The organism is Kaistella sp. SH40-3 (assembly GCF_030686865.1).
Classification (GTDB): Bacteria; Bacteroidota; Bacteroidia; order Flavobacteriales; family Weeksellaceae; genus Kaistella.
Window position 1 is genome coordinate 127,611 of record NZ_JAQYUS010000005.1, and the last position, 23,307, is coordinate 150,917.

The 23,307-nt window shown below is 34.7% G+C and carries 22 protein-coding genes and 1 tRNA gene; 13 read left to right on the top strand and 10 right to left on the bottom strand.

Annotation, left to right across the window (positions count from 1 at the left end; genetic code table 11):
* Nucleotides 1-60 precede the first annotated feature (60 nt).
* Nucleotides 61-678: a hypothetical protein gene (locus PUH65_RS09785; protein ID WP_305519818.1), complete on the bottom strand. Its 618-nt coding sequence runs from the start codon at nucleotides 676-678 to the stop codon at nucleotides 61-63.
* Nucleotides 679-808: 130 nt separating this feature from the next.
* Nucleotides 809-3,028, bottom strand: a complete 2,220-nt coding sequence (locus PUH65_RS09790) for an NADP-dependent isocitrate dehydrogenase (RefSeq protein ID WP_305519819.1) — start codon at nucleotides 3,026-3,028, stop codon at nucleotides 809-811.
* 255 nt (nucleotides 3,029-3,283) lie between these two features.
* Between PUH65_RS09790 and PUH65_RS09795 the strand changes: the two genes are divergently transcribed.
* The 5 genes from PUH65_RS09795 to PUH65_RS09815 all read left to right on the top strand — a co-directional run bounded on the left by PUH65_RS09795 (nucleotide 3,284) and on the right by PUH65_RS09815 (nucleotide 5,449).
* Nucleotides 3,284-3,736 (top strand): heme-binding protein, encoded by a 453-nt coding sequence (locus tag PUH65_RS09795; protein ID WP_305519820.1) that lies wholly within the window; start codon nucleotides 3,284-3,286, stop codon nucleotides 3,734-3,736.
* Between the two features lie 96 nt (nucleotides 3,737-3,832).
* Nucleotides 3,833-4,444 (top strand): class I SAM-dependent methyltransferase, encoded by a 612-nt coding sequence (locus tag PUH65_RS09800; RefSeq protein WP_305519821.1) that lies wholly within the window; start codon nucleotides 3,833-3,835, stop codon nucleotides 4,442-4,444.
* Between the two features lie 190 nt (nucleotides 4,445-4,634).
* The gene (locus PUH65_RS09805; RefSeq protein WP_305519822.1) at nucleotides 4,635-4,769 is read left to right on the top strand and encodes a hypothetical protein; all 135 of its coding nucleotides are present in this window, start codon (nucleotides 4,635-4,637) and stop codon (nucleotides 4,767-4,769) included.
* A 3-nt stretch (nucleotides 4,770-4,772) separates the two neighbouring features.
* The gene (locus tag PUH65_RS09810) at nucleotides 4,773-4,985 is read left to right on the top strand and encodes a hypothetical protein (RefSeq protein ID WP_305519823.1); all 213 of its coding nucleotides are present in this window, start codon (nucleotides 4,773-4,775) and stop codon (nucleotides 4,983-4,985) included.
* The gene (locus tag PUH65_RS09815; protein WP_305519824.1) at nucleotides 4,961-5,449 is read left to right on the top strand and encodes an SDR family oxidoreductase; all 489 of its coding nucleotides are present in this window, start codon (nucleotides 4,961-4,963) and stop codon (nucleotides 5,447-5,449) included. Before PUH65_RS09810 ends, PUH65_RS09815 begins: the two co-directional genes overlap by 25 nt.
* 59 nt (nucleotides 5,450-5,508) lie before the next feature.
* Here the strand turns inward: PUH65_RS09815 and dnaJ are convergent, their stop codons facing one another.
* The 5 genes from dnaJ to proS all read right to left on the bottom strand — a co-directional run bounded on the left by dnaJ (nucleotide 5,509) and on the right by proS (nucleotide 11,709).
* Nucleotides 5,509-6,621: a molecular chaperone DnaJ gene (gene dnaJ / locus PUH65_RS09820; protein WP_305519825.1), complete on the bottom strand. Its 1,113-nt coding sequence runs from the start codon at nucleotides 6,619-6,621 to the stop codon at nucleotides 5,509-5,511.
* A 146-nt stretch (nucleotides 6,622-6,767) separates the two neighbouring features.
* Nucleotides 6,768-7,307 carry a nucleotide exchange factor GrpE gene (locus PUH65_RS09825; protein ID WP_305519826.1) on the bottom strand — a complete coding sequence of 180 codons (540 nt, stop codon included), beginning with the start codon at nucleotides 7,305-7,307 and terminating at the stop codon, nucleotides 6,768-6,770.
* Nucleotides 7,308-7,396: 89 nt separating this feature from the next.
* A complete protein-coding gene (locus PUH65_RS09830) occupies nucleotides 7,397-8,728 on the bottom strand; it encodes an Nramp family divalent metal transporter (protein WP_305519827.1) in 1,332 nt (443 codons plus the stop codon).
* A gap of 108 nt (nucleotides 8,729-8,836) precedes the next feature.
* Entirely contained in the window at nucleotides 8,837-10,114 is a 1,278-nt protein-coding gene (locus tag PUH65_RS09835; protein WP_305519828.1) for an OmpA family protein, read from the bottom strand.
* Between the two features lie 119 nt (nucleotides 10,115-10,233).
* The gene (gene proS / locus PUH65_RS09840; RefSeq protein WP_305519829.1) at nucleotides 10,234-11,709 is read right to left on the bottom strand and encodes a proline--tRNA ligase; all 1,476 of its coding nucleotides are present in this window, start codon (nucleotides 11,707-11,709) and stop codon (nucleotides 10,234-10,236) included.
* A gap of 148 nt (nucleotides 11,710-11,857) precedes the next feature.
* Here proS and PUH65_RS09845 point away from each other — a divergent pair, with 148 nt between their 5' ends.
* Both PUH65_RS09845 and PUH65_RS09850 read left to right on the top strand, forming a co-directional pair.
* On the top strand, nucleotides 11,858-12,886 hold the full coding sequence (locus PUH65_RS09845; RefSeq protein ID WP_305519830.1) for a prolyl-tRNA synthetase: 1,029 nt from the start codon (nucleotides 11,858-11,860) through the stop codon (nucleotides 12,884-12,886).
* Nucleotides 12,887-12,912: 26 nt separating this feature from the next.
* The gene (locus tag PUH65_RS09850; RefSeq protein WP_305519831.1) at nucleotides 12,913-14,316 is read left to right on the top strand and encodes an OmpP1/FadL family transporter; all 1,404 of its coding nucleotides are present in this window, start codon (nucleotides 12,913-12,915) and stop codon (nucleotides 14,314-14,316) included.
* A gap of 70 nt (nucleotides 14,317-14,386) precedes the next feature.
* On the opposite strand, the gene PUH65_RS09855 is transcribed toward PUH65_RS09850, so the two are convergent.
* Together PUH65_RS09855 and PUH65_RS09860 are read right to left on the bottom strand one after the other, a co-directional pair.
* Nucleotides 14,387-15,079 (bottom strand): ZIP family metal transporter, encoded by a 693-nt coding sequence (locus PUH65_RS09855; protein WP_305519832.1) that lies wholly within the window; start codon nucleotides 15,077-15,079, stop codon nucleotides 14,387-14,389.
* Nucleotides 15,080-15,091: 12 nt separating this feature from the next.
* Nucleotides 15,092-15,838: a bifunctional 2-polyprenyl-6-hydroxyphenol methylase/3-demethylubiquinol 3-O-methyltransferase UbiG gene (locus PUH65_RS09860; RefSeq protein ID WP_305519833.1), complete on the bottom strand. Its 747-nt coding sequence runs from the start codon at nucleotides 15,836-15,838 to the stop codon at nucleotides 15,092-15,094.
* A 173-nt stretch (nucleotides 15,839-16,011) separates the two neighbouring features.
* On the opposite strand from PUH65_RS09860, the gene PUH65_RS09865 reads away from it, so the two are divergent.
* The 4 genes from PUH65_RS09865 to PUH65_RS09880 all read left to right on the top strand — a co-directional run bounded on the left by PUH65_RS09865 (nucleotide 16,012) and on the right by PUH65_RS09880 (nucleotide 21,216).
* A complete protein-coding gene (locus PUH65_RS09865) occupies nucleotides 16,012-17,187 on the top strand; it encodes a class I SAM-dependent RNA methyltransferase (RefSeq protein WP_305519834.1) in 1,176 nt (391 codons plus the stop codon).
* A 79-nt stretch (nucleotides 17,188-17,266) separates the two neighbouring features.
* Nucleotides 17,267-18,268, top strand: coding sequence for a glycosyltransferase family 2 protein (locus tag PUH65_RS09870; RefSeq protein ID WP_305519835.1), 1,002 nt, complete (start codon nucleotides 17,267-17,269; stop codon nucleotides 18,266-18,268).
* A 217-nt stretch (nucleotides 18,269-18,485) separates the two neighbouring features.
* Nucleotides 18,486-19,313, top strand: a complete 828-nt coding sequence (gene prmA, locus PUH65_RS09875) for a 50S ribosomal protein L11 methyltransferase (protein ID WP_305519836.1) — start codon at nucleotides 18,486-18,488, stop codon at nucleotides 19,311-19,313.
* Between the two features lie 175 nt (nucleotides 19,314-19,488).
* Nucleotides 19,489-21,216 (top strand): T9SS type A sorting domain-containing protein, encoded by a 1,728-nt coding sequence (locus PUH65_RS09880; protein ID WP_305519837.1) that lies wholly within the window; start codon nucleotides 19,489-19,491, stop codon nucleotides 21,214-21,216.
* A gap of 208 nt (nucleotides 21,217-21,424) precedes the next feature.
* Here the strand turns inward: PUH65_RS09880 and PUH65_RS09885 are convergent.
* Nucleotides 21,425-21,498, bottom strand: a tRNA-Arg gene (locus PUH65_RS09885).
* Nucleotides 21,499-21,544: 46 nt separating this feature from the next.
* Here PUH65_RS09885 and PUH65_RS09890 point away from each other — a divergent pair.
* On the top strand, nucleotides 21,545-22,591 hold the full coding sequence (locus tag PUH65_RS09890) for an ABC transporter substrate-binding protein (protein WP_305519838.1): 1,047 nt from the start codon (nucleotides 21,545-21,547) through the stop codon (nucleotides 22,589-22,591).
* A gap of 54 nt (nucleotides 22,592-22,645) precedes the next feature.
* Nucleotides 22,646-23,290 (top strand): monofunctional biosynthetic peptidoglycan transglycosylase, encoded by a 645-nt coding sequence (mtgA, locus tag PUH65_RS09895; RefSeq protein ID WP_305519839.1) that lies wholly within the window; start codon nucleotides 22,646-22,648, stop codon nucleotides 23,288-23,290.
* Nucleotides 23,291-23,307 lie beyond the last annotated feature (17 nt).

The window sequence follows — 23,307 nt, forward strand, 5'->3', positions numbered from 1 at the left end:
ATTCAAAAAACAAAACTTCCCGAGCAATTCAGGAAGTTTTATTTTATATAAAAATGAAATTTACTTTAAAGCAGAATTATTAAGTTCTGCCAGGACTTTTTGTAATTCATCATAAGAAAAACCATCTGCACTCAAAGTCAAGAGGTAACGGTTTTTTAAGACGGTCTGAATTTTAGAATTAATTCTGTCTCCGTTTTTATCTTCAGAAATAATAGATTTTACTCCATTGATTTCAGTACTTTTTTCAAAACCGGTTTCGGTCGTTTTTTCTTTATTTACATTCAGACCCATCATCATGATAGAAACCATTGCACTGCCTGTTTCTCCGGCACCATCGATAATTTCTACTTTAATTCTCTTATTATTGTCGTCTGCATATTTTGCTTCTGCCGTAGATAAATTCATCATGGCATTGTCACCAACGGTAAGTTCTCTTCTTTTTAAGCCCAATAATTGTTCAGGTAAGACGGCTTTCAATTCGTCATTCGTCAGTGGTGGAATATTCTTTAAATTTTCAATATTCTTGGTAACATCCTGCATAGAACTACTGACCTTGTTATAGTTTTTTGCAGTGGTGATCATTTCAGAAAGTCCGCCAGATTTTTCTTCTTTTACTTTTTCCTCTTTGGAACACGCGACAAGCATTAGGACTGCGGTCGTCATCATTAGTTTTTTCATGGTTATAATTTTTAGTTTAAACAAAAGTAAGAAATTTATTCTCATTGTAAAATGCTGATTTATAATACAAAAACACTCCCCGAATTGGAGAGTGTTTTCATATACTTAAAAACGGATTTTAATAATTTAATTAAATTCCATCAATAATTGCATTCAAAGTTGAGGAAGGTCTCATGGCTGCATCAGTTTTTACAAAGTTTGGTTGGTAATATCCACCAATATCCTGCGGTTTTCCTTGCGCCCCAATTAACTCTTCATTAATTTTTGCTTCCTGCTCGACCATCGCTTTTGCCACTGGAGCGAAGATCGCTGCCATTTCAGCGTTCTTCGTTTGTGTTGCTAATGCTTCTGCCCAATACATCGCCAAGTAGAAGTGAGAACCTCTGTTGTCGATAGAACCGATTTTTCTGGACGGTGATTTATCATTCGCCAGGAATTTCTCATTTGCCACATCTAAAGCATCTGCTAAAATCTGCGCTTTTTCGTTATTTTGAGTTTGAGCCAAATGTTCTAAACTCGCCTGTAACGCCATGAATTCTCCTAAAGAATCCCAACGCAAATATCCTTCCTGAATAAATTGTTCGATATGTTTCGGTGCAGAACCTCCCGCTCCGGTTTCAAATAATCCACCACCATTCATTAACGGAACGATCGAAAGCATTTTTGCCGAAGTTCCTAACTCTAAAATAGGGAAGAGGTCAGTCAAATAATCTCTCAATACATTTCCGGAAACTGAAATCGTATCTAAACCTTTTCTAATTCTTTCTAAAGTAAAAGTCATCGCATCTTCGATATTCATAATGCGAATATCAAGACCATTTGTATCGTAATCTTTCAGGTATTTCTCAACTTTTTTGATCATTTCACGGTCGTGCGCTCTTTTATCATCTAACCAGAAAACTGCTGGAGTATCTGATAATCTCGCTCTGTTCACGGCCAATTTTACCCAATCCTGAATCGGTGCATCTTTTGCCTGACACATTCTGAAAACATCGCCAGCCTGAACCGACTGTTCCATAAATACATTTCCATCAGCATCAGAAACTTTTACCGTTCCATCTGCCGTCAATTGGAATGTTTTGTCGTGGGAACCATATTCTTCTGCTTTCTGAGCCATCAATCCAACATTTGGAACAGAACCCATTGTTCTTGGATCAAGTGGACCATTTTTCTTCATATCGTCAATTGTCGCCTGGTAGAAACCTGCATAACATCTGTCCGGAATCATGGCAACAGTATCTTCTTCTGTTCCTTCCGCATTCCACATTTTACCGCCGCCTCTAATTAAAGCCGCCATAGAAGCATCAACAATAACATCAGAAGAAACATGGAAATTGGTAATTCCTTTATCGGAATTTACCATCGCGATTCTTGGTCCGTTTTCAATAGTTTTGGCGATATCCGCTTTAATTTCTGCTTCTTTTGGATGACCGGAAATTTTTTCGAAAAGTGTGGCTAATCCGAAGTTTGGATTAATATCTAATTCGTTGAAAGTGTCTTTATATTTTGCGAAAACATCTTTGAAATAAGTTTCTACAATTGCTCCAAAAATAATTGGATCAGAAACCTTCATCATCGTTGCTTTTAAATGTCCGGAAAGAAGAACATTCGCTGCTTTTGCTTCTGCCATTGCATCAGAAACAAAACCTTTCAACGAAGAAAGACTCATAACAGATGAATCAATAATTTCTCCGGCTTTCAAAGGTGAAAGTCCTTTCAGTTCTTTTACAGAACCATCATTTCCAAAGAACTCAATTTTAAATTGCGAATCATTTTCTACAGTTACTGATTTTTCAGTCCCATAAAAATCTCCGCTGGTCATATTGGCAACAGTTGTTTTAGAATCTGCAGACCAATCGCCCATTCGGTGCGGATTTGCTTTTGCGTAATTCTTAACTGCTTTTGGTGCTCTACGGTCAGAATTTCCTTCTCGTAGAACTGGATTTACTGCACTACCAAGAACTTTCGCATAGGTGTTTTTAATTTTTTCTTCTTCTGCATTTTTCGGTTCAGCCGGATAATTAGGTAGAGCAAAACCGTGTTTTTGTAATTCAGCAATGGCTTCATCTAACTGTGGAACAGAGGCTGAAATATTCGGAAGTTTAATAATGTTTGCATCCGGAGTAGTTGCCAGTTGACCCAGTTCGTCCAGGGCATCTTCTACTTTCTGATCGTCTTTCAGATATTCTGAGAAATTTGCCAAGATTCTTCCAGCAAGTGAAATGTCTTTTGGTACAATTTCGATGTCTGCAGTTTTGGTAAACGCTTGTACAACAGGTAAAAAGGAATGAGTTGCCAGCATTGGCGCCTCGTCTGTCAGCGTGTAGACGATTTTAGATTTTTCTGCCATTATATTTGATTTTTTATTTAAAAATTAATGAAGCACAAAAGTAGTGATTTTAAAAGAAATTGGGGAATGATAGACCTTATTATTTGCCTCAGTATAATGCTTAATTATTTTATAAGATCGATATTCTTTTTATCTATCTTGAGAATTTTTCTATTACTATTCCGATTTTGTGGTAATAACGTAGTTTTACTTTTTCAAATTGAAATGTAAATTATGAATATCAAAAAAGCATCTTGAGTATGTTAATTATTAGTGATGAGCGTTATGTTATCTGCTCAATATGTTGAAAAATCAAGTTCCCTAAAGCAGGAAGGAGCATTAAGGTTAGCAAAAGAAGCCAATGCGGAAGCCCAAAAATTAGACAAGAAAGTTGCGGTTGCAGTTTTGAATAATTCCGGAGTTGTTTTATTGTTATTAAAAGGCGATAATGTTGGACCTCACAATACAGAAGCGTCTCGCAGAAAAGCCTACACTTCATTTTCTACCAAAACCGCCTCTTGGGATGTAATGAATAATGCGGTTAAAAGTACCGATGCCCTCAACCTTAATACTTTACCGGAACTTTTAATGTTGGGTGGCGGAATGGCTATTTTTAAAGATGGCGATTTGATTGGAAGCATCAGGATTTCTGGTGGTGGAAGTGGGGAGAATGATCACAATATTGCGAAGAAAACCGTTGAGAATTTAGGATTTAAAATTTCGAAATAAAGATTACATTTGGTCTTTACTTTATAGCAAAATGATTTTTAATTTTTAAAGAGAAATTTTCTAAAAGTAAATAAATTTAACTTCAATAAGACATAAGTGAATCTACAGAGAAAGAAACACTGGGAAACCGTGTACGAAACCAAAAACCCGGATGAAGTAAGTTGGACGCAGGAAATTCCGAAAACTTCTTTGGCTTTTATTCATTCATTTGGTTTAGATAAATCTGCGAAAATCATAGACATCGGTGGAGGAGACAGCAAGTTGGTTGATCATTTATTAAACCAAGGTTTTGAAAATATTACTGTTCTCGATATTTCTGAAAAAGCCCTGGAGAAAGCAAAAATACGTTTAGGTGAAAAAGCAAAAAAAGTAACCTGGATTGTCAGCGATATCTTGGATTTTGAACCTACAGAAAATTATCACGTTTGGCATGATCGCGCTGCTTTTCATTTTTTAACAACCGAGAACGAAATCGAAAAATATAAATCAATTGTAAAAAATTCTGTAGATGGCTTTTTAATCATGGGAACCTTTTCTCAGAATGGACCTTTAAAATGCAGCGGTTTAGAAATTAGTAAATACAGTGAAGAAAAATTGACTTCAACTTTTGAGGATAATTTTGATAAGATAAATTCTGTTTTAGAAGACCATCAAACGCCATTCGGTACCACGCAGAATTTTCTATTTTGCAGTTTTAAAAATCGCTAAAAACCTGATTAGTTTCTAAATTATTTAGATCGCAATTTTTAAGGTAGACGATAATTCTTACCATTTAATTTTAATTTTGAAATGAAAATTTAAATAGAGAATTAAATCATGTGACTTTCAGTAAAGTTGTCAAGAACTTTAAGTAATTTAGTAAACACAATAATACCTCATTAACTTAAAAAGTCTCAAAATGGATTCTCAAAAAAATGTTATCGTAGTTACTGGCGGAGCGGGTGGAATTGGTTCAACTTGCGCAAAAACCTTTAAAAATAAAAAATTAATTATCACCGATTATTCTCAGGATTTGGTTGATCGAGCAGTTTAACAATTGAAAGGAGAAGGATATGATGCAGTGGGTATCTCCTGCGATATCACCGACAAAAATGATGTTGAAAAATTGGTAAAATTCACCGCCGAAAATGGTTCTTTTAAAGCATTGGTGCATACTGCCGGAGTGAGTGGAACCGTGAAGGATCTAAAGAAATATATGATATTGACTTGGTTGCCTCGGAAATATTGGTTGACGCATTTTATGATTTAGCCACTGAAAATTCTGTTGCTGTGCTGCTTTCTTCGATGATGGGACATGATGTTTCACCAAACGCAGAATATGATAAGGCGTTAATGAATCCACAAGAGTCTGGTTCTTTCGAAACAGTGAGTCAGTTTGTTGGCGGAAGTTCAGATGTAATGTACAATTTTGCAAAACGTGGCGTTCATTTACTTACGCAGAAAAATGCAAATAAATGGGGACACAAAAGAGCAAGAATTGTAAGTGTTTCTCCCGGAGTTATCGAGACTCCTATGGCTTTGAAAGCAGCAGAAGAACATCCTGAAAGAATGGAGATGATTAAAAAAGCAACTCCTCTACAAAGAAATGGCAAACCTGAAGATATCGCAGATGTCGTTCATTTTTTAGTCAGCGACAAGGCACGGTTTATTACGGGAACAGACATTCTGGTAGATGGCGGCGTGATGCTAAATATAAAAACGAATAAATCTTAAGCCTTTAACAAAATAGTATAATAAAAAAGAGATTCCTTTCGAAATCTCTTTTTTCATTTTTAATCGAATAAGTCTCTAACTTTTTCGAAGAATGTTTTTTCTTTTCCAGATGGTTCCGCTTGCATTTCGCCATTTGCCAATTGTTTTTCGAAAAACTCCTTTTGTTCTTTCGAAAGATTTTGCGGCGTCCAAACATTGATGTGAACAAACATATCTCCGGTTCCGTAACTGTCGATGCTCGGTAAACCTTTTTTAGAAAGTCTTAAAATCTTTCCGGATTGCGTTCCTGCATCCACCTTTATTTTAACTTTTCCGCCAACGGTTGGGATTTCTTTATGAGTTCCCAAAGCCGCTTCAGCAAAAGAAATATACAATTCCTGATGAAGATTATCACCTTCACGTTTGATGGTTCCGTCAACTTCTTCCTCTACAACAACAAGCAAATCTCCCGGGGTTCCGCCGAATGGTGCATCGTTTCCTTTGCCTCGAACATTCAACTGAATCCCTTCTCTTGCTCCTGCCGGAATATTGATGGTTACTTCTTCGTCCTCTTTAATTAAACCTTGTGAGTTCGCGCCCGCCGGAATTTTATCGGCAACTTTACCAATTCCCTGGCAAGTTCCACAATGCGTTTGCGTTTGCATTTGGCCGAACATGGTATTCATTACCTTCACCTGAACTCCAGATCCATTACAAGTGTTACAAGTTTTAGAGGTCGCTCCTGGAGCTAACTTCATCTTTTTCACTTTAATGGTTTTCTGAGTACCATTTACCATTTCCTCAAGATTCAATTTGATTCTTACTCTCAAATTACTTCCACGCAACTGTTGTCTTTGCTGACCGCCGCCACCGCCGAAATGTCCGCCGAAAATATCACCGAATTGAGAGAAAATATCGTCCATGTTCATACCGCCACCGAAGCCTCCGCCACCGAATCCGCCACCACCATTCATTCCGGCGTGACCATATTGATCATAACGGGCTTTTTTATTTGCGTCACTTAGAACCTCATACGCTTCTGCAGCCTCCTTAAATTTTTCTTCGGCGGCTTTATCACCAGGATTTTTATCTGGGTGAAATTTTATAGCCATTTTACGATATGCTTTCTTTATTTCCTCTGCTGTAGCGTTTTTAGATACTTCCAGAATTTCGTAGTAATCTCTTTTTGACATAATTTTCTCGTGAATTTCAGATTAATAACTGAAAATATTTGTAATTTGTTTTACTTGAGCAACTTATTACGTTTTAATCCAAACATTTTTATCGTCATTTTATGACTACAATAAAGACTGAATTATATAAGTTGATTTTTTAAGTTTTAGTTTCCAGTAACCACTTTTGCGAATCGAATAACACGGTCAGAAAGTTGATAACCTGTTTCAATCACATCTACGATTTTACCTTTTAAATCTTCTGAAGGTGCAGGAATTTGTGTAATCGCTTCGTGGAAATCAACATTGAAATCGTCCCCGGCTTTAACATCAATTACTTTTAAACCTTTCTCAGTTAACTTATTTTTTAATTTTTGATAAATTAACTCTACGCCTTTTAAGTCGGCTTCATTTCCGTTTTTAGCAATTTCCTTTAAAGCACGTTCGAAATCATCTAAAACATCCAACATAGAAATCATCATATCCTGATTCGCATATTGAAAGAATTCCATTTTTTCTTTGGTCGTTCTTTTCTTATAATTTTCGAATTCAGCAAAAAGCCGAATATAACGGTCTTTTTCTTCTGCCAAAAGGTCTTCTGCTGATGGCTCTACTGTCATGTTTTCAGTAGTTTCTTCTGGAGCATTCTGCGTAAGATCGTCTTGCGGATTTAAGTTTTCTTCCTGAATATCTTTGTTGTCTGACATAATATTAAATTTTATACCGAACCTTTCACAAAGATTTTGCCAAAAGGAACTTTAGGACATTTCGGCACATTTTAACTTAAAAGGTGAGGTTATATTTCAATAAATGTCTGATAGAGTAATACAAGATTAAGGATAAGAATAATACCAGAAATAATCCATACTAAAGTTTTGAGCCAAGGTTTATTTACAAATTCTCCCATTTTTAATTTGGAATTGGTAAACATTACTAATGGAACGACGGCAAAACTTAACTGCATCGACAATATTACCTGGCTTAAGACGAGTAAATCGGTCGTTCCTTTTTCGCCATAAATTATGGTAACAATTAAAGCGGGAATTACGGCAATTGTTCTTGTAATCAATCTTCTTAACCAAGGTTTTAATCGAATATTAAGAAAACCTTCCATAACGATTTGGCCGGCCAAAGTTCCTGTTAAAGTAGAATTTTGTCCGGAAGCCAATAAAGCAATTGCAAAGAAAATGCTGGCAAAAGTAGTTCCCAGAATTGGTGCGAGCATTTTATGAGCATCGTGAATATCTGCAATGTCTTTATTGCCGGTAGTATGGAAAGTTGCGGCGGCAACAATTAGAATGGCAGCATTAATAAAAAATGCGATAAATAAAGAAACTGTACTGTCTATGGTGGCGAACTTTATCGCTTCTTTTTTGCCTTCGTGATTTCTTTCGTAGTTTCGAGTTTGTACAATACTGCTGTGCAAATATAAGTTGTGAGGCATTACAGTCGCACCCAGAATACCAATCGCGATGTATAACATTGACGGATTTGTGAGTACTTCTTTTTGGGGAACCAGTCCACTAAGAAGCGGGAAAATATCTGGTTTACTTAAAATGATTTCGTAAACAAAACTTCCTAAGATTATAAAAGTTAATCCTGCGACGATACTTTCAATAACCCGGAAACCTTTTGCCTGAAGGAAAAGAATGATGAAGACATCAACTATTGTTATAGCGACTCCCCAAGTTAAAGGAATTCCGAAAAGTAGATTTAGCGCAATTGCTGATCCTATTACTTCTGCTAAATCACAGGCAGCGATTGCAATTTCACACAGAATCCATAGAACGAAATTTGTTGTTGGGTTAAAGTGGTCACGACAGGCCTGTGCTAAATCCCGTTCTGCAACAATTCCTAATTTCACAGATAAATGCTGGAGAACCATTGCGAAAAGATTCGAAATTAAAACTACAGAAAGCAGCGTATAACCGAATTTTGCTCCACCTGCAATATCGGTCGCCCAATTTCCGGGATCCATATATCCAACAGCAATCATTAAACCTGGACCTGCAAACGCAAATAGTTTTCTCCAAAAGCCAGCGTCTTTCGGAATATTAATAGAAGAGAAAACTTCAGGTAAGGAGTTAGCGTGTTTTTCTCTTCTCCACGGCCTTTTCAAATCGCTCACTAAAGTTAGGTTTGTCTAACAAAAATAAATAAATAATTTTTATGAAACATTAAGAAATAAAAAAAATCCCGAAAAAATTCGGGATTAAATATTTGATTTGAATATTGATTATTTAGTAAAGCGTACAGCCATTTTTCTATCTGCAGCTCTTTCGTCGTTAGATGCTTCAGCAGGTACTTTTGCAAATTCGCTTCCGTAACCTTCTGCACCAACAACCTGTGCTGCTACTCCTAATTTACCTAATTCAGCTTTGATAAAGTCTGCTCTTTTTTGAGACAATTCTTTTTTCTTAGCGGCATCTCCTGTTTTATCTGTATAACCACCAATCTTGATTTTAGCATCTGGATAAACTTTTAAGATTTCAGCAAGGTTTTGAACTTGACCTTCAGATCCTGGCTCCAATTCTGTTGCAGAACCAATTTTAAAGTTCACATTATCGAAGTCGTACCAAGTATCTTTCAGAGAAGCATCATCTGCATTCTTGTAACCATCAGATTTTAGGAAAGTGATCATTGATGCTTCCATTCCATTTGCATATCCTTTGATCATTTTACCATTGAGGTCTATGTCTGTAACTTCTTTTGTTGGCATCATTGCAGCGCTATCATTTACCATCGTCGATGCAGAATCTGAAACCATTTCTGTGTTATCCGTTGTTACAACTTCATCTTTCTTATCTTTATTGTAGTTGTTCCACAAGAACCAACCAGCTACCCCTAATAGTAAAAGTGGCAATAGCCATTTCCATACTGATCCTCCACCATCGCTATTATTGCTAGGAACTGCAGTTGAGTGGGTGTTTCCGCCTCTGCTTACTTCTACTTTTGGTTCATCATAAGAAGTTACTTTTACTTTGTCAGTATCATGACCACCAAACATATTTCCGACTCCTAAAGAGGCTAAAGAAAGTCCTGCTGGTAATAATGAAGAAACAATTCCTTTTTGATCTTGCAATAAGGTTTTTATTCCTGAGGCGCCAATATTATTATCTGCAGCATATTTTCCCACAGAACCTAAAGTTGCTCCTGTCACCATATTTAATAATGAACTAGAAGAAGAGTTGCTTACACCCGAATAGGTTGAAATTGCATTCACAATACCTCCAATTTTATCCCCAAAAATAGCAGTTAAAACTGTTGTAATTAGAGAGTTGTTTGCTGAACCTCCTAGCAAATTACCAAGTATTCCGCTGGAAGATGCACCAGTTATCGCGTCAAGAACTCCAGGTTTATCCGCATTATTTGCCAAACCTCCAACTACTGCGGGAAGTAATCCGCTAATTGCTTTCGAAATTCCAGATTCGCTTTCTCCCAATTGTGAAGCAGCTTGTGAAATTAGCGCTGGTCCTAATTGTCCTTTGATAAGATCAATAATGTTTAATGCCATAATAGTTTAATTTTAAAGTTAATTAATCGAATATAAGCAAAGTTTAGTCCAAAAACTTATCAATTAGATAATTTATAATAATATTAACATTTTATAAAATCTTATAAAAAGACAAATATTTAATAGGATTTAGCGAAAATTACTCTCTGAATTGATGGTTTTCCTGTTATCATAGAAATGCCATCTTCTAATTTATTATTTAAAGGAATACAACGGATTGTTGCTTTTGTTTCATTTTTAATTTGCTCTTCTTCTTCCGCGGTTCCGTCCCAATGCGCAGAAATAAATCCACCTTTTTCTTCTAAAACTTTTTTAAATTCCTCATATGAATCAACAGAAGTAATATGAGAATCTCTGTGGTGTAATGCTCTTGCATAAATATCTTTCTGTATCGTCTTCAATAATTCTTCGATATAAACCTCAATATTTTCAAGAGGTTGAGTTTCTTTGGTTAAATTATCTCTTCTTGCGATTTCTACAGTTTTGTTTTCTAAATCTCTTGCACCTATTGCAATTCTAATGGGAACTCCTTTCAATTCATATTCTGCAAATTTCCAACCTGGTTTATTTTCAGTTCTATTGTCATATTTCACAGAAATACCTTTTGCTTTTAATTTATCCTGAATTTCAAATGCAACTTCATTTATTAGATTTAATTGATCTTCCCCTTTAAAAATAGGTACTATTACCACTTGAATCGGTGCCAAAGTTGGAGGTAGAACCAGACCTAAATCATCTGAATGCGTCATTATTAAACCACCAATCAGTCGGGTAGATGTTCCCCAAGAAGTTCCCCAAGCATGTTCTATTTTGCCTTCTTTATTGGTAAATTTCACATCAAAAGCTTTTCCGAAATTTTGTCCTAAAAAGTGTGAAGTTCCGGCTTGTAAAGCCTTACCATCTTGCATTAAAGCTTCGATACAATATGTTTCATCTGCTCCTGCAAAACGTTCTGAAGCGGTTTTAATACCTCTAATTACAGGGATGCCCATAAAGTTTTCCACAAAGTCGGCATAAACATGAATCATTTTTTCAGTTTCTTCAATTGCTTCTTCTTTTGTAGCATGTGCAGTGTGACCCTCTTGCCAAAGAAATTCTGCTGTTCTCAAGAAAAAACGGGTTCTCATTTCCCAACGAACCACATTGGCCCATTGATTAATAAGGATTGGCAAATCACGGTAAGATTGAATCCAATTTCTATAGGTATTCCAAATAATCGCCTCAGAAGTTGGACGAACAATTAGTTCTTCTTCTAATTTAGCTTCTGGGTCTACGATTAATTTCTTAGGATTGTTAGGATCGGTTTTAAGACGATAGTGCGTTACAACTGCACATTCCTTTGCAAATCCTTCTGCATTTTGTTCCTCTGCTTCGAAATAACTTTTTGGAATAAAAAGAGGGAAGTAGGCATTTTGATGGCCTGTTTCTTTAAACTTTTTATCCATTTCATCTCGCATTTTTTCCCAAATTGCATAACCATATGGTTTTATAACCATACAGCCACGAACTCCAGAATTCTCTGCCAAGTCAGCTTTAACAACTAATTCATTATACCATTTACTATAATCTTCTCCTCTCGAAGTAATCTTTGCCATTATATATTTTATCTATTGATTTAACTTACAGGTACTTTTAATATCTAAATTAAAAAGGTTATTTTTACTCAAAATTTTACCGCTTCAGTTGGTATAATTTTGGTACAAAGTGCAAATATAAATCAAATTAAAACTTTTTCACCTTATCATGAAAAAAATTACTTATAAAAAAACAATTGAATTGCTAAAGTCCAAAGCGGTTTTAGCATTATTAGGAGGTTTTATTTTAACTTCTTGTGGTGCGACAATGGGTGGATATAGTGAGACAGATGGAGTTTATTATGATCCTAATAAAGATACCATCCCAGAAGGTGTTGTAATGAACAATGGAAATCAAGTTGGTAACTATTATGATTATCAAAATAATGACCAGGAAAATAGATATTTGAACTCCGACAATAGAAATCAAAACTGGCAAGATTCCCAAAGTTCTGACTGGGGGAATTTTACAGGAACCGAAACTTATTATAATGATTCTTGGGGATATCCTTACGGAATGTATTCAGGATATGGATTTGGGATGAGTTTCGGATTTGGATCTTCTTGGGGGTTTAATGGTTATTATAATCCTTGGGGATTTGGCTATAGCCCATTCTACGGGTATATAAGTCCTTACTACGGGTACGGATCTTACAGTCCTTATTATGGATACAATCCTTATGGTTATTATAATCCTTACTACGGAAGTTACAATCCTTATTACGGAAATAATGGATACGGTTATGGAGGATACAACAGCTACAATGCACCGCATTTTCAAACGAAAAGAAGTGGTTCAGATGGTTCTGGTTTTAGAACAGGTTCAAATGGAGTAAGATCAAATACCAACCAAAATGCTGGATTTAGAAATGATAGTCAACGTTATAATACGCAGCAGAATTCTAGACCGAGATATAATAACCAATCGGGAACGATGACTCAGCAGCAGCAACAGCGTTATAGGAATACGCCGCAACAAAATAATGCACCGAGACAAAATACAGAACCAAGGTACAATACAGAGCCTAGACAAAATAATTCGCCTCGCCAAGAAATGCCTAATTATAACCAACCCACCAGAAATAACTCTAATGATGGCGGAAGATCTGGTAATTCAGGAGGTGGTTTTAGTAATGGTTCGTCGGGTTCAAGTTCAAATTCTGGGTCAACCAGATCATCAGGAGGTTTTAGACGATAATTTTTAATACAAGCATATTTTAAAAAATGATAAAAAAGTCTTTTATAATTTTAGGTATAGCCGCGGCGTACTTCGCAAATGCACAGGATATTTCTACCAATAGAAATACCGCAGATGTTTATTCAAACTCATCATCAACTGGTACTGCTAAATATAATGCCATGGCTGGATCGATGGGTGCTTTAGGTGGGGATTTTTCGGTAATGAATACTAATCCAGCTGGGATAGGTGTTAACATTACGAGTGAAATGTCAGGAACTTTATCTATTCAGAAAAATAACAACTCAACTTCGTTAGCAGGAAAATCACTTGATTACACCATTAATAAAACGGATCTTAGTAATGTAGGTGGTGTTATGGCTTTTCAATTAGATGGATCTACGCCTTGGAAGTTTGTAAACATCGGCGTAAATTATTCAAATCAATCTATTGAGGATTATTCTGAAACTCCTGGTAATAATAATGTTAATTTTGATATTTATGACAGCACCAATGCTTTAATAGATAATGTGGCTTTATCTGGTCACGCCTATAACCGATACGGTGATGTGTCTAAAATGAGTGTAGCAGTTGGTGGTAATTATGACAATAGAATTTACGTTGGAGCAGGTTTGAATTTTCACTCTGCAGCCATCGATCAGTATGATTCTGCAGCGTTTACTTCTAGTTTAAATGGTAGTACAAGCGTTTATGACAAGCAATACACCCCATTCTCAGAATCATCAACAGGTTTTTCTGCTTCAGTTGGAGTTATCGGAAAAATTAATCCGCAATTCAGATTAGGAGCATCAGTGGAAACACCAACTTGGTGGAGTATCGCAAGAGTTTATAACGAATATGATAATCCTACAGACGGAACTTACACGGAAGATCGAAACCTTTCTACTCCAATGAAAGCAACGGTAAGTGCAGCATATGTTCCTAATAAAAACTTTGCAATCAACGTTGATTATAGTTTAGGATTAACCAAACCAAAATATAAAGTTTACGGAGATGCAGAAAGAGAATTGAATAATTTCTTCAGCGATCATTCAAAATCTTTGTCTGAAGTTAAAATTGGTGCGGAATATAGAATCGCTGCCTTGCGATTAAGAGGTGGATATGGATTTGCCTCAAGCCCTTTTGATTCAATGAATATTTCAGCATTCTCGGATAATGGAACAGCAACCAATACTTCTTTCGATAATTTAATTGTAGGAAAAAGAACGACAATCGGAGCTGGTATTGGTTATGATTTTAAATCTTTCTATATTGATGCTGCTTACCAAAATTTGAGTTCAGATTATAAAAGTCCATTTTTAAGAGGTTCTGCAACCAGTAATACTGGATATTTTTCTGATAATTATATTGTAGATTCAGATGCAGCGGTAGTTTCGACTGTTAAAAATAAAAAAGATAACTTCTTTATTACCCTTGGTTGGAAATTTTAATTGATTGAAATTTAGAAATAATATAGAAATGGCTCCAATTAATTTGGAGCCATTTTTTATTTTAAGATTTTTAGTGTTTGTGAAAAAGATGTCCAGTCATTGCTAATAAAACTCCTAAAGTCACATAACCGATTTTGCGCCAATCAACATTATGATTCTTATTGCTTTCGAAAATAATTACCGATGAGATATGGAGGAAAATCCCACCAACTAAAGCTAGAAAATAAACTTCTAGATCGGGATTAAAGTATTTCCCTAAGACTAAACCCAATGGTGATGCCAAAGCAAAAATTGCAATAATTAAAAAAGCCGAAGCCGAGAATTTTTTATTCTTCACCAAAAAAGCACCCAGGATAAATGAGATTGGAATGTTATGAACCAAAATTCCTGTTAAATAAGGACTCAAGATTACTTCTTCATTCGCCAAAGGAATTCCTTCTAAAAATGCGTGAATAAAAAGGCCAACCATCAAAGCCATAGGGAGAATATTCTTTCCTTCTGTGTGATGGTGAAAATGTCCGTGCTCGAAACCTTTGGTTAAATTTTCTAGTAACATTTGCAGTAGAACACCACCAATTACCCAAAGTCCTATGTTGTGATGATCTCCCGAATATACTTCTGGGAAAACCTCATTTAAACAAATGGTAATTAAAAAACCAGCACTTACAATCAAAAGACTTTTTGCAAATTTCTCCCGATCACCAAAGTATTTCCCCAGAAAAACCCCGATTAAAACGCTCAGAATTAATAAAATACTAATCATAATTTGCTTATTTTAATTTTGGATTTTCTTTTTGAAAATGTTGATACAACGTGGTGAACTTTCTAAATTAAAATCATTCAGTTGATAGTCACCGAAAATTTGAACTTTTTCAAAACCAAATTCTGCGGCATAATCACTAATTTCTTCTAAAGTGTGCAATTTTACTTTTTCATAAAAATGATAGTCTTTTCCAGCATCATTAAAATAAATGTCTTTAATGATGTTTTGGTTTTCAATTTTCTTTTTAATCGTAAAATTAATTCCTTCTTTCGTAATGATTTCTTCTTCAATTAAAGAATTCTCCACCCATTTTGCATTTAAAAAATCCAATACAAAATAACCATTTTCTCCCAAAACATTTGAAATAGATTGAAAAACTTTTCGATCATCGTTTTCATCATCAAAATACCCAAAACTGGTAAAAAGATTAAAAACAGCATCTGCTTTTTCCGCTGATATTTCCCGGAAAATTTCATTCCGCATATCATGAACTTCAAATTTTAAATTTGAATTTTCGAACTGTTTATTATAGGAAATGCTTTCTTTTGATAAATCCAAACCCAAAACTTCGTAACCCATTTTGTTCAAAAACACAGAATGTCTTCCTTTTCCGCAAGCCAGATCAATAATTTTCGAATCTTTCGGAATATTTAAGTAGTTGATTAATAGAGTGATGAAGTTCTCTGCTTCTGCAAAATCTCTGTCTTTATAAAGAATATGATAATAAGGGGTATCAAACCAAGTTTCAAACCATGCCATTCTGCAAAAATAACTAAATTTGCATTTCTAAAACGATAAGTTGTAAAAAGATTTCTTTTGTTAATAATCATCTTTTGAAATCTTATAAATTCAATTTGTCATTTTAAAAGAGCCTTTAATAATAAACTCAATTCACTTTTAATAAATACCAGCAAATTGTTGGTCATCAATATATGGATACAGAAAATTTAAAAATACAGATTAAAACGTTTTTCGGACTCGAAGAAATTTTAGCAGAAGAAATCAGAAAACTTGGCGGAACAAATGTCGAAGTTAAAAACCGTGCGGTAAATGTTGAAGGAGATTTAGGTTTTCTTTATAAAATTAATTACTCAGCAAGAACGGCGTTGAAAATTTTAGTTCCGGTTTTGACTTTCAAAGCGTGGGACGAAAACCGTTTCTACGACAAACTTTTCGATTTTCCGTGGGATGAATATATGACCGTTGATCAATCTTTTGCAATCGATACAACCATTTATTCTGAAAGATTTTCGCATTCTCAGTTCATGGCTCAAAAAATGAAAGATGCGATTGTCGATTTCTTTAAATTCAAATACAACAAAAGACCGAACGTTGATACGCAAAATCCAGATGTTAAAATTCATCTTCATATCGACCGAGAATTGGTAACTGTTTCTTTGGATTCTTCCGGAGATCCTTTATTCAAAAGAGGTTATAGGAAAGAACAAGGTGAAGCGCCATTGAATGAAGTACTTGCATCAGGAATGTTACAATTAGCAGGTTGGGACGGAAAAGGAAATTTCCTTGATCCAATGTGCGGTTCCGGAACATTATTAATTGAAGCAGCCATGATTGCGATGGATTTACCGGCTCAAACTTTCCGTAGAAGATTCGGATTCCAAAACTGGTTAAATTATGACGAAGAATTATTCAAAACAATTAAAGAAGTTCGTCTGAATCGTGTGAAAGAATTCACCGGAAAAATTGTTGGTTACGATATCGATTCGGATATGCTGCACGCTGCAAGAATCAATATCGAGTCTGCCGAAATGGAAGATGTGATCGAAGTGAAACACCAGGATTTCTTCGAATCTAAAAAAGAATTGTTCCCATTAATGATGGTTTTCAATCCACCTTATGACGAAAGAATTGTAATTAATGATGATGAGTTTTACGCAAAAATTGGAGATACTTTTAAGAAAAACTATCCCAATACTTTGGCTTGGTTAATTTCTTCCGATTTAGATTCATTAAAAAGAGTAGGATTACGACCTTCAAGAAAAATCAAACTATTCAATGGAAAACTAGAATGTCGTTTTATGCAGTACGAAATGTATGAAGGAACGAAGAAAATCCACAAATTAGAAGGGAGAGAAGGGGATAGTTAATCAATTCCATTTTCTTTTTTGAACTTTTTGAAAAATTTTTAGAAATAAAACTTTTGTGCCTTTTGTGGTTAAATAAACTATGCAGTCAATCTCAATAATCATCGCCATCTACAACAGAAAAGACGAACTTTTCGAGTTGCTCAATTCCTTGTCACATCAAACTGATAAAGACTTTGAGGTGATTATTGTAGATGACGGTTCGTTGATTAATTTACGTCCGACCGCAGAATTATTCAACGAAAGTTTAACCATAGAATTTTTTAGAAAAGACAATTCCGGTCCGGGATTATCACGAAATTACGGTGCAAAACGAGCCAAAAATGATTGGCTTGTTTTCGTCGATTCAGATGTAATTGTCGAAACCGATTATATCCAAAATATAAAGAAGAACATTTCCGAAATTCCGTGTGACGCTTTTGGAGGCGCCGACAAAGCCCACAAAGGCTTTAATCTCATGCAAAAAGCGATTTCCTATTCCATGACTTCCGTTTTTACAACAGGCGGAATTCGTGGCAATAAGAAAGCGGTGACCAAATTCCAGCCACGAAGTTTCAATATGGGCGTTCGAAAATCGGCTTTCGAAAAAGTAAATGGTTTTTCAGAAATGCGAATCGGCGAAGATCCTGATCTTTCAATGAGACTTTGGGAAAACGGTTTTACGACTGCATTTTTTGATGATATCGGTGTTTATCATAAACGCAGAGTTGACTTTGGGAAATTCTCAAAACAAGTTTATCAATTCGGTTGTGCGCGTCCGATTCTCAATCAGCGTCACCCGAAATATGTGAAAATATCTTTCGCCTTTCCATCACTTTTTTTACTGGGATATTTCCTCGGATTTATCGAATATTTTTTCTTTCAAAAAGGCCTTATTTTAGGTTTTTACGGACTTTACACCTTCATCATTTTCTTCCACGCTTTATACAAAACAAGAAACGTCAGCATCGCTGCAATGGCGATTATGGCGACTTATATCCAAATGTTTTCGTACGGTTACGGCTTTTTAAAGTCCTGGATTCTACTCAATGTTTTCCGCCAAAAACCAGAAGACGCATTTCCTTCTCATTTTCATAAATCGTAGTCAAACTGAGTTGGTCGACTTTTTGGGCGCACAATTGACTTCGTCGAAAGGCATTATTTAATAATTGTTTTTTGGAGCCTTTTCCGGCTTTCACTACTCGCTTTTTTTATCATTGTCTTCGCTTTTGCTCAGACAACGATAAAAAAGAGCTCAAACATGCCGTTCAATGCGGGGCGCAGTTTCGGCTTAAAATCACTATTTTTGCAAAAAGATAAGCATGCAAAATTACCTGGAATTTAATTTCAAAATACAGCCACTACAACCCTGGAACGAAATCTTAATGGCAGAACTCATCGAAATCGGTTTCGACAGTTTTACCGAAGAACACGACGGGATTTTGGCCTACATTCAAACCGAATTATTCAAAGATGAAGAACTGAAAGAAGTTCATTTGCTTCAGAATCCTGAAATTAGTATTTCTTATACTTTCAAAGAAATGCCGAATATCAACTGGAATGAAGAATGGGAAAAAAACTTTTCACCGATTAATATTGAAGATCAAGTTTCTATTCGTGCAGAATTTCATCCAAATCAAAACTTGCCGCACGAAATTATTATTCAGCCAAAAATGTCTTTCGGAACTGGACATCATGCCACAACTTATTTGATGATTCAGCAAATGCTCGACATGAATTTCGAAAATAAAACTGTTTTGGATATGGGTTGCGGAACTTCTGTTTTAGCCATTTTCGCTAAACAACAAGGAGCGGGAAAAACCGTAGCAATTGACATCGATGAATGGTCTGTTGAAAATTCAATTGAAAACGCAGCAAGAAATAACGTAGAACTTGAAATCTCTCAAGGAACTGCTGAGAATTTAGGTAAAGAAAACTTCGATATTATTTTAGCGAACATCAACAGAAATATTCTGATTTCAGATATTCCGACTTATGTTTCAGTTTTAAATAATGGCGGACAATTATTGCTTTCTGGCTTATGTTTCTTTGATGTAGATGATATTCTGGAAGTTTGTACGGCACAAAAATTAACTTTAAAAAAGAAAATTCAACGGGAAGAATGGGTTTCTTTACTCTTGGAAAAATAAGTTAATTGATAGACAAAAAAAAACCGCTTCGAAATTTTCGAAGCGGTTTTTTTTGTCTGTATATACTTTTTTTGATAATTAGAGTATGACTTAAATCACCAATTCTAATCTTTGCCCATTCTAAATGAAGTTCTATATTTGGCCCTAATTTATAATTATTCTAAATAAAAATAACATGAAGAAATTTTATTTCGCTTTAGGTTTATGCTCTGTAACAATCGTTCAGGCTCAACAATTTCAAGAAGTTCAGAACTTACCCTTCAAGAATTTTTATTATTCAGCCTCCGCAGTTGGGGATATTGATAACGATGGTTTTCAGGATATCTTTTTTACTGGCGCAATTGATTCTGATAATAACAATAATGTTGATGTAACATTTAACGAATTGTACAGAAATAACGGAGGTCAGTTTACCTCTTTTCAGGAATTTAATACCAATGCGGTTCATTTAAGTGATGTGAAATTCATCGATTTTGATAATGATGGTTTTCAGGATATTATTACCACTGGTTTAAGTTATAACGATATTGTAAATTATCAGCAATACCGTTTCAGAAATACAGGAAATGGATTTGAGTTGATGAAAAATTTACCAGGAAAAATCTTTGGAAGTTTAGAGGTTTTTGATTTTAATCATGATGGAAAACAAGATTATGCCTTAAATGGAGTTCGATATACTCCAAACGGCTTTACCTATGATCTCGATCTTTATCTAAATAGTGGAAATGATTTTACAGAAATAAAAGCTTGGTCAGAAGGGACACAAAATGGTGATTTCAAGGTAATTGATGTTAATAATGACAATGAATTAGATTTAATAATTTTAGGTTTTAATATCGACATAGAGCCGATTTTTAAAGTATATAAAAATACAAACGGCACCTTAGTACTTTCTCAGGAATTACCAGTAATTAACGGCGGAAAAATAGCGTATGCCGATTTTAATAATGATGGTTTTTTAGATTTCGTTGTTCACGGAACAGATAAAGAATATAATGGCTATCTCGCTTTTTTTATAAATGATGGAACAGGGTATTTTACCGAAAATATAATTGAAGGTGAAGGTTTTGATGATTCAAATGTACAAGTTGGTGACTTAAACAATGATGGTTATTATGATTTTATTATTAATGGTAATGATGAGAATTATGATGGACAGGTAGATATTTTCATTTATAATCCGGCAACAAATAATTTTGCAAAATCAGAAAATAATGAATTATATAAACTTGGAAGTGGTGGAAGTATACAACTTTTTGATTTTAATAATGATAACAAACTTGATGTTATGATTAATGGTTTCGATTGGACGGATGCTGATAACCTGCCCAAAACAAAACTCTACCAAAACTCTTTAGCGGGAAATAATCAAAAACCTAGCGCTCCAACTGTTCTTAATACTATTGTGGAAGCAGATAAGATTTTATTTAGTTGGTCTGGGGCTAATGATGATAAAACACCCGAAAATATTTTGCAATATGAATTAAATGTAGGTTCGGCATCAGGAAAATCTGATATAGCAAAGTATGTAGTGACTACCAAAAATTGGTATTTGAAAAAAGCAGGACTTTCATCTGAACTTTTCTGGAGTGTAAAAGCAATTGATGCTTCGAGAGCATATTCTAACAACTCGCAAGAAAAAACACTTTCGATCCTAGGAGTAAGCGATAACCAAACTACAAAAACTACGGTATATCCTAATCCTGCAAAAGATATTCTACATATTAACACAAACGAAAAAATAGATGCTGTGAAAATCTATAATTTGGCTGGTCAACAAAATGTGGCAAAACAAATTAGTGATAAAGTGATCGATGTTTCGACTTTAGCCAAAGGAATGTATCTCGTAGAAATTACTCTTCAAAATGGTGAAAAAGTAACAAGAAAGATTATTAAGAACTAAAATTCAGTTCTGTTTAATATTAAAAAAGATTACCTGAGTTTTTAGGTAATCTTTTTTAATTATTATTGATTATTCAAAGATTAAACCAAGATATTTTAACAAAAAAAAGGAATGACAAGCCAAATTAAAGGAATGTTATATCCTTATCTCTGTAAAACTTATTATTCCTTTAATAATAAAAAAACTTTTAATGAAGTTTCTTACTTAGTGACCTCGACAGGATTCAAACCTGTAACCTCCTGAGCCGTAATCAGGTGCGCTATTCAGTTGCGCCACGAGGCCTGTTTTTCGGTTTGCAAATATAATACTTTTTTATTTCCTTTGAAGAATGAAATCAACTTTTTTTACTTTTTTATCACTTTTTCTTCTTTTCGCTTGTAAAAAAGAAATTAAATCTACGTCAGAAGATTGGCAAATTATTTCCGAAAATGTTCAATTTAAAGAAGATGGAAATAATTTTCTTCTAAAATCAGGGAAATTTAATTATTCAATTCCAACTTCTAAACTTCCTTACAAAAAAGTGATTTTGTTGAATGCAAGTTTGGTTGGCTATTTTACAGAACTTAATTTAGAACAAAACATCATCGGAATCTCCAGTCCGGAATATGTTTATTCAGAAAAAGTTCATCAACTAATTGATGAAGGAAAAATAGAGAATGTAGGAAATGAACAAAAATATAATTTGGAGAAAATTATTGCTCTAAAGCCTGATGTGATTTTCACCAATTATATTGCAAGTTTTGAAAATACTTATGATTTAATAAAGAAAAACGGAATCGAAATTATTTTCCTCGATGAATATTTAGAACAGAACCCTTTAGAAAAATCAAAATATTTATTGGTATTCGGGGAACTCTTTAATAATGAAAAAAAGGCAATTTCTAAATTAGAAAAAATTAGAAAAAGTTATGATTCTTTAAAAACACTAGCGAAAACTGCTGCTGATAAACCAATTGTTCTTGCCAATGAAATGTATGGAAGTCAATGGTTTCTGCCAGGTGGGAAATCTAATTTAGCCCAATTTATTTCTGATGCCAATGCAACTTATATTAATGCTGATAATAATGATACAAAAGCAATCCCAATGAGTTTTGAAGAAGTTTTTGCAAAAGGGCAGAAAGCCGAATACTGGGTGAATATTGGGAATCATGAAAACAAAAAAGAGTTGCTACAGATTAATCCGAATTATACCAAATTTCCAGTTTTCAATAGTGGTAAACTCTACACGATTACAGGAAGAACCAATGGGAAATCAAATGATTACTTCGAAAGTGGAGTCGTTAGAGCGGATATTGTGCTTAAAGATTACCTCAAAATTTTTCATCCCGAATTATTACCAAATTACCAATTAACATATTTAAGGGAGTTGAAGTAAATTTTATTTCTATTTTTGCACCTTTGAAACTGTTCACTTATTGACTGATTATTTATGTGGAAGAAAATTAAAAGACTTATCTATATCATCATCCTGGCAAATATTCTTTTTATTGTCTGGGGTAAATTCTTTAATCCGCCCATCACCTTTACTCAAATTGGTGGTTTGTTAGAATATGGAAAACTCGACAGAGATTATATTTCTTACGATGAAATGGGTGATAATGTGAAGAAGGCAGTAATTGCTTCGGAAGATCAAAGGTTTTTCGGGCATAATGGTTTCGATTATAAAGCCATTGAAAAAGCAATGCAACATAATCAGCAAGGCAAAAAGATTCGCGGTGGAAGTACGATTTCACAGCAGACCGCAAAAAACGTTTTCCTTTGGCAGGGAAGAAGTTGGATTAGAAAAGGTTTCGAAGCAGTTTACACCTTCATTATCGAATTGGTTTGGGGGAAAGATGTTATTCTAGAAAGATATCTGAATTCAATAGAAATGGGACGTGGTGTTTTTGGTGTAGAGTCTGCCTCACAATATTATTTTCATAAAAGGTCTAAAGATTTAACCAAAAGTGAAGCCGCCTGGATCGCTACTGTTTTGCCAAATCCCAGTAAATACGATCCCAAGAATCCGTCTGCTTACCTCAATAAAAAGCATAATTGGATCATGCGACAAATGAATAATATCACGCTTAAATAATTTATCTTTACAGAGAT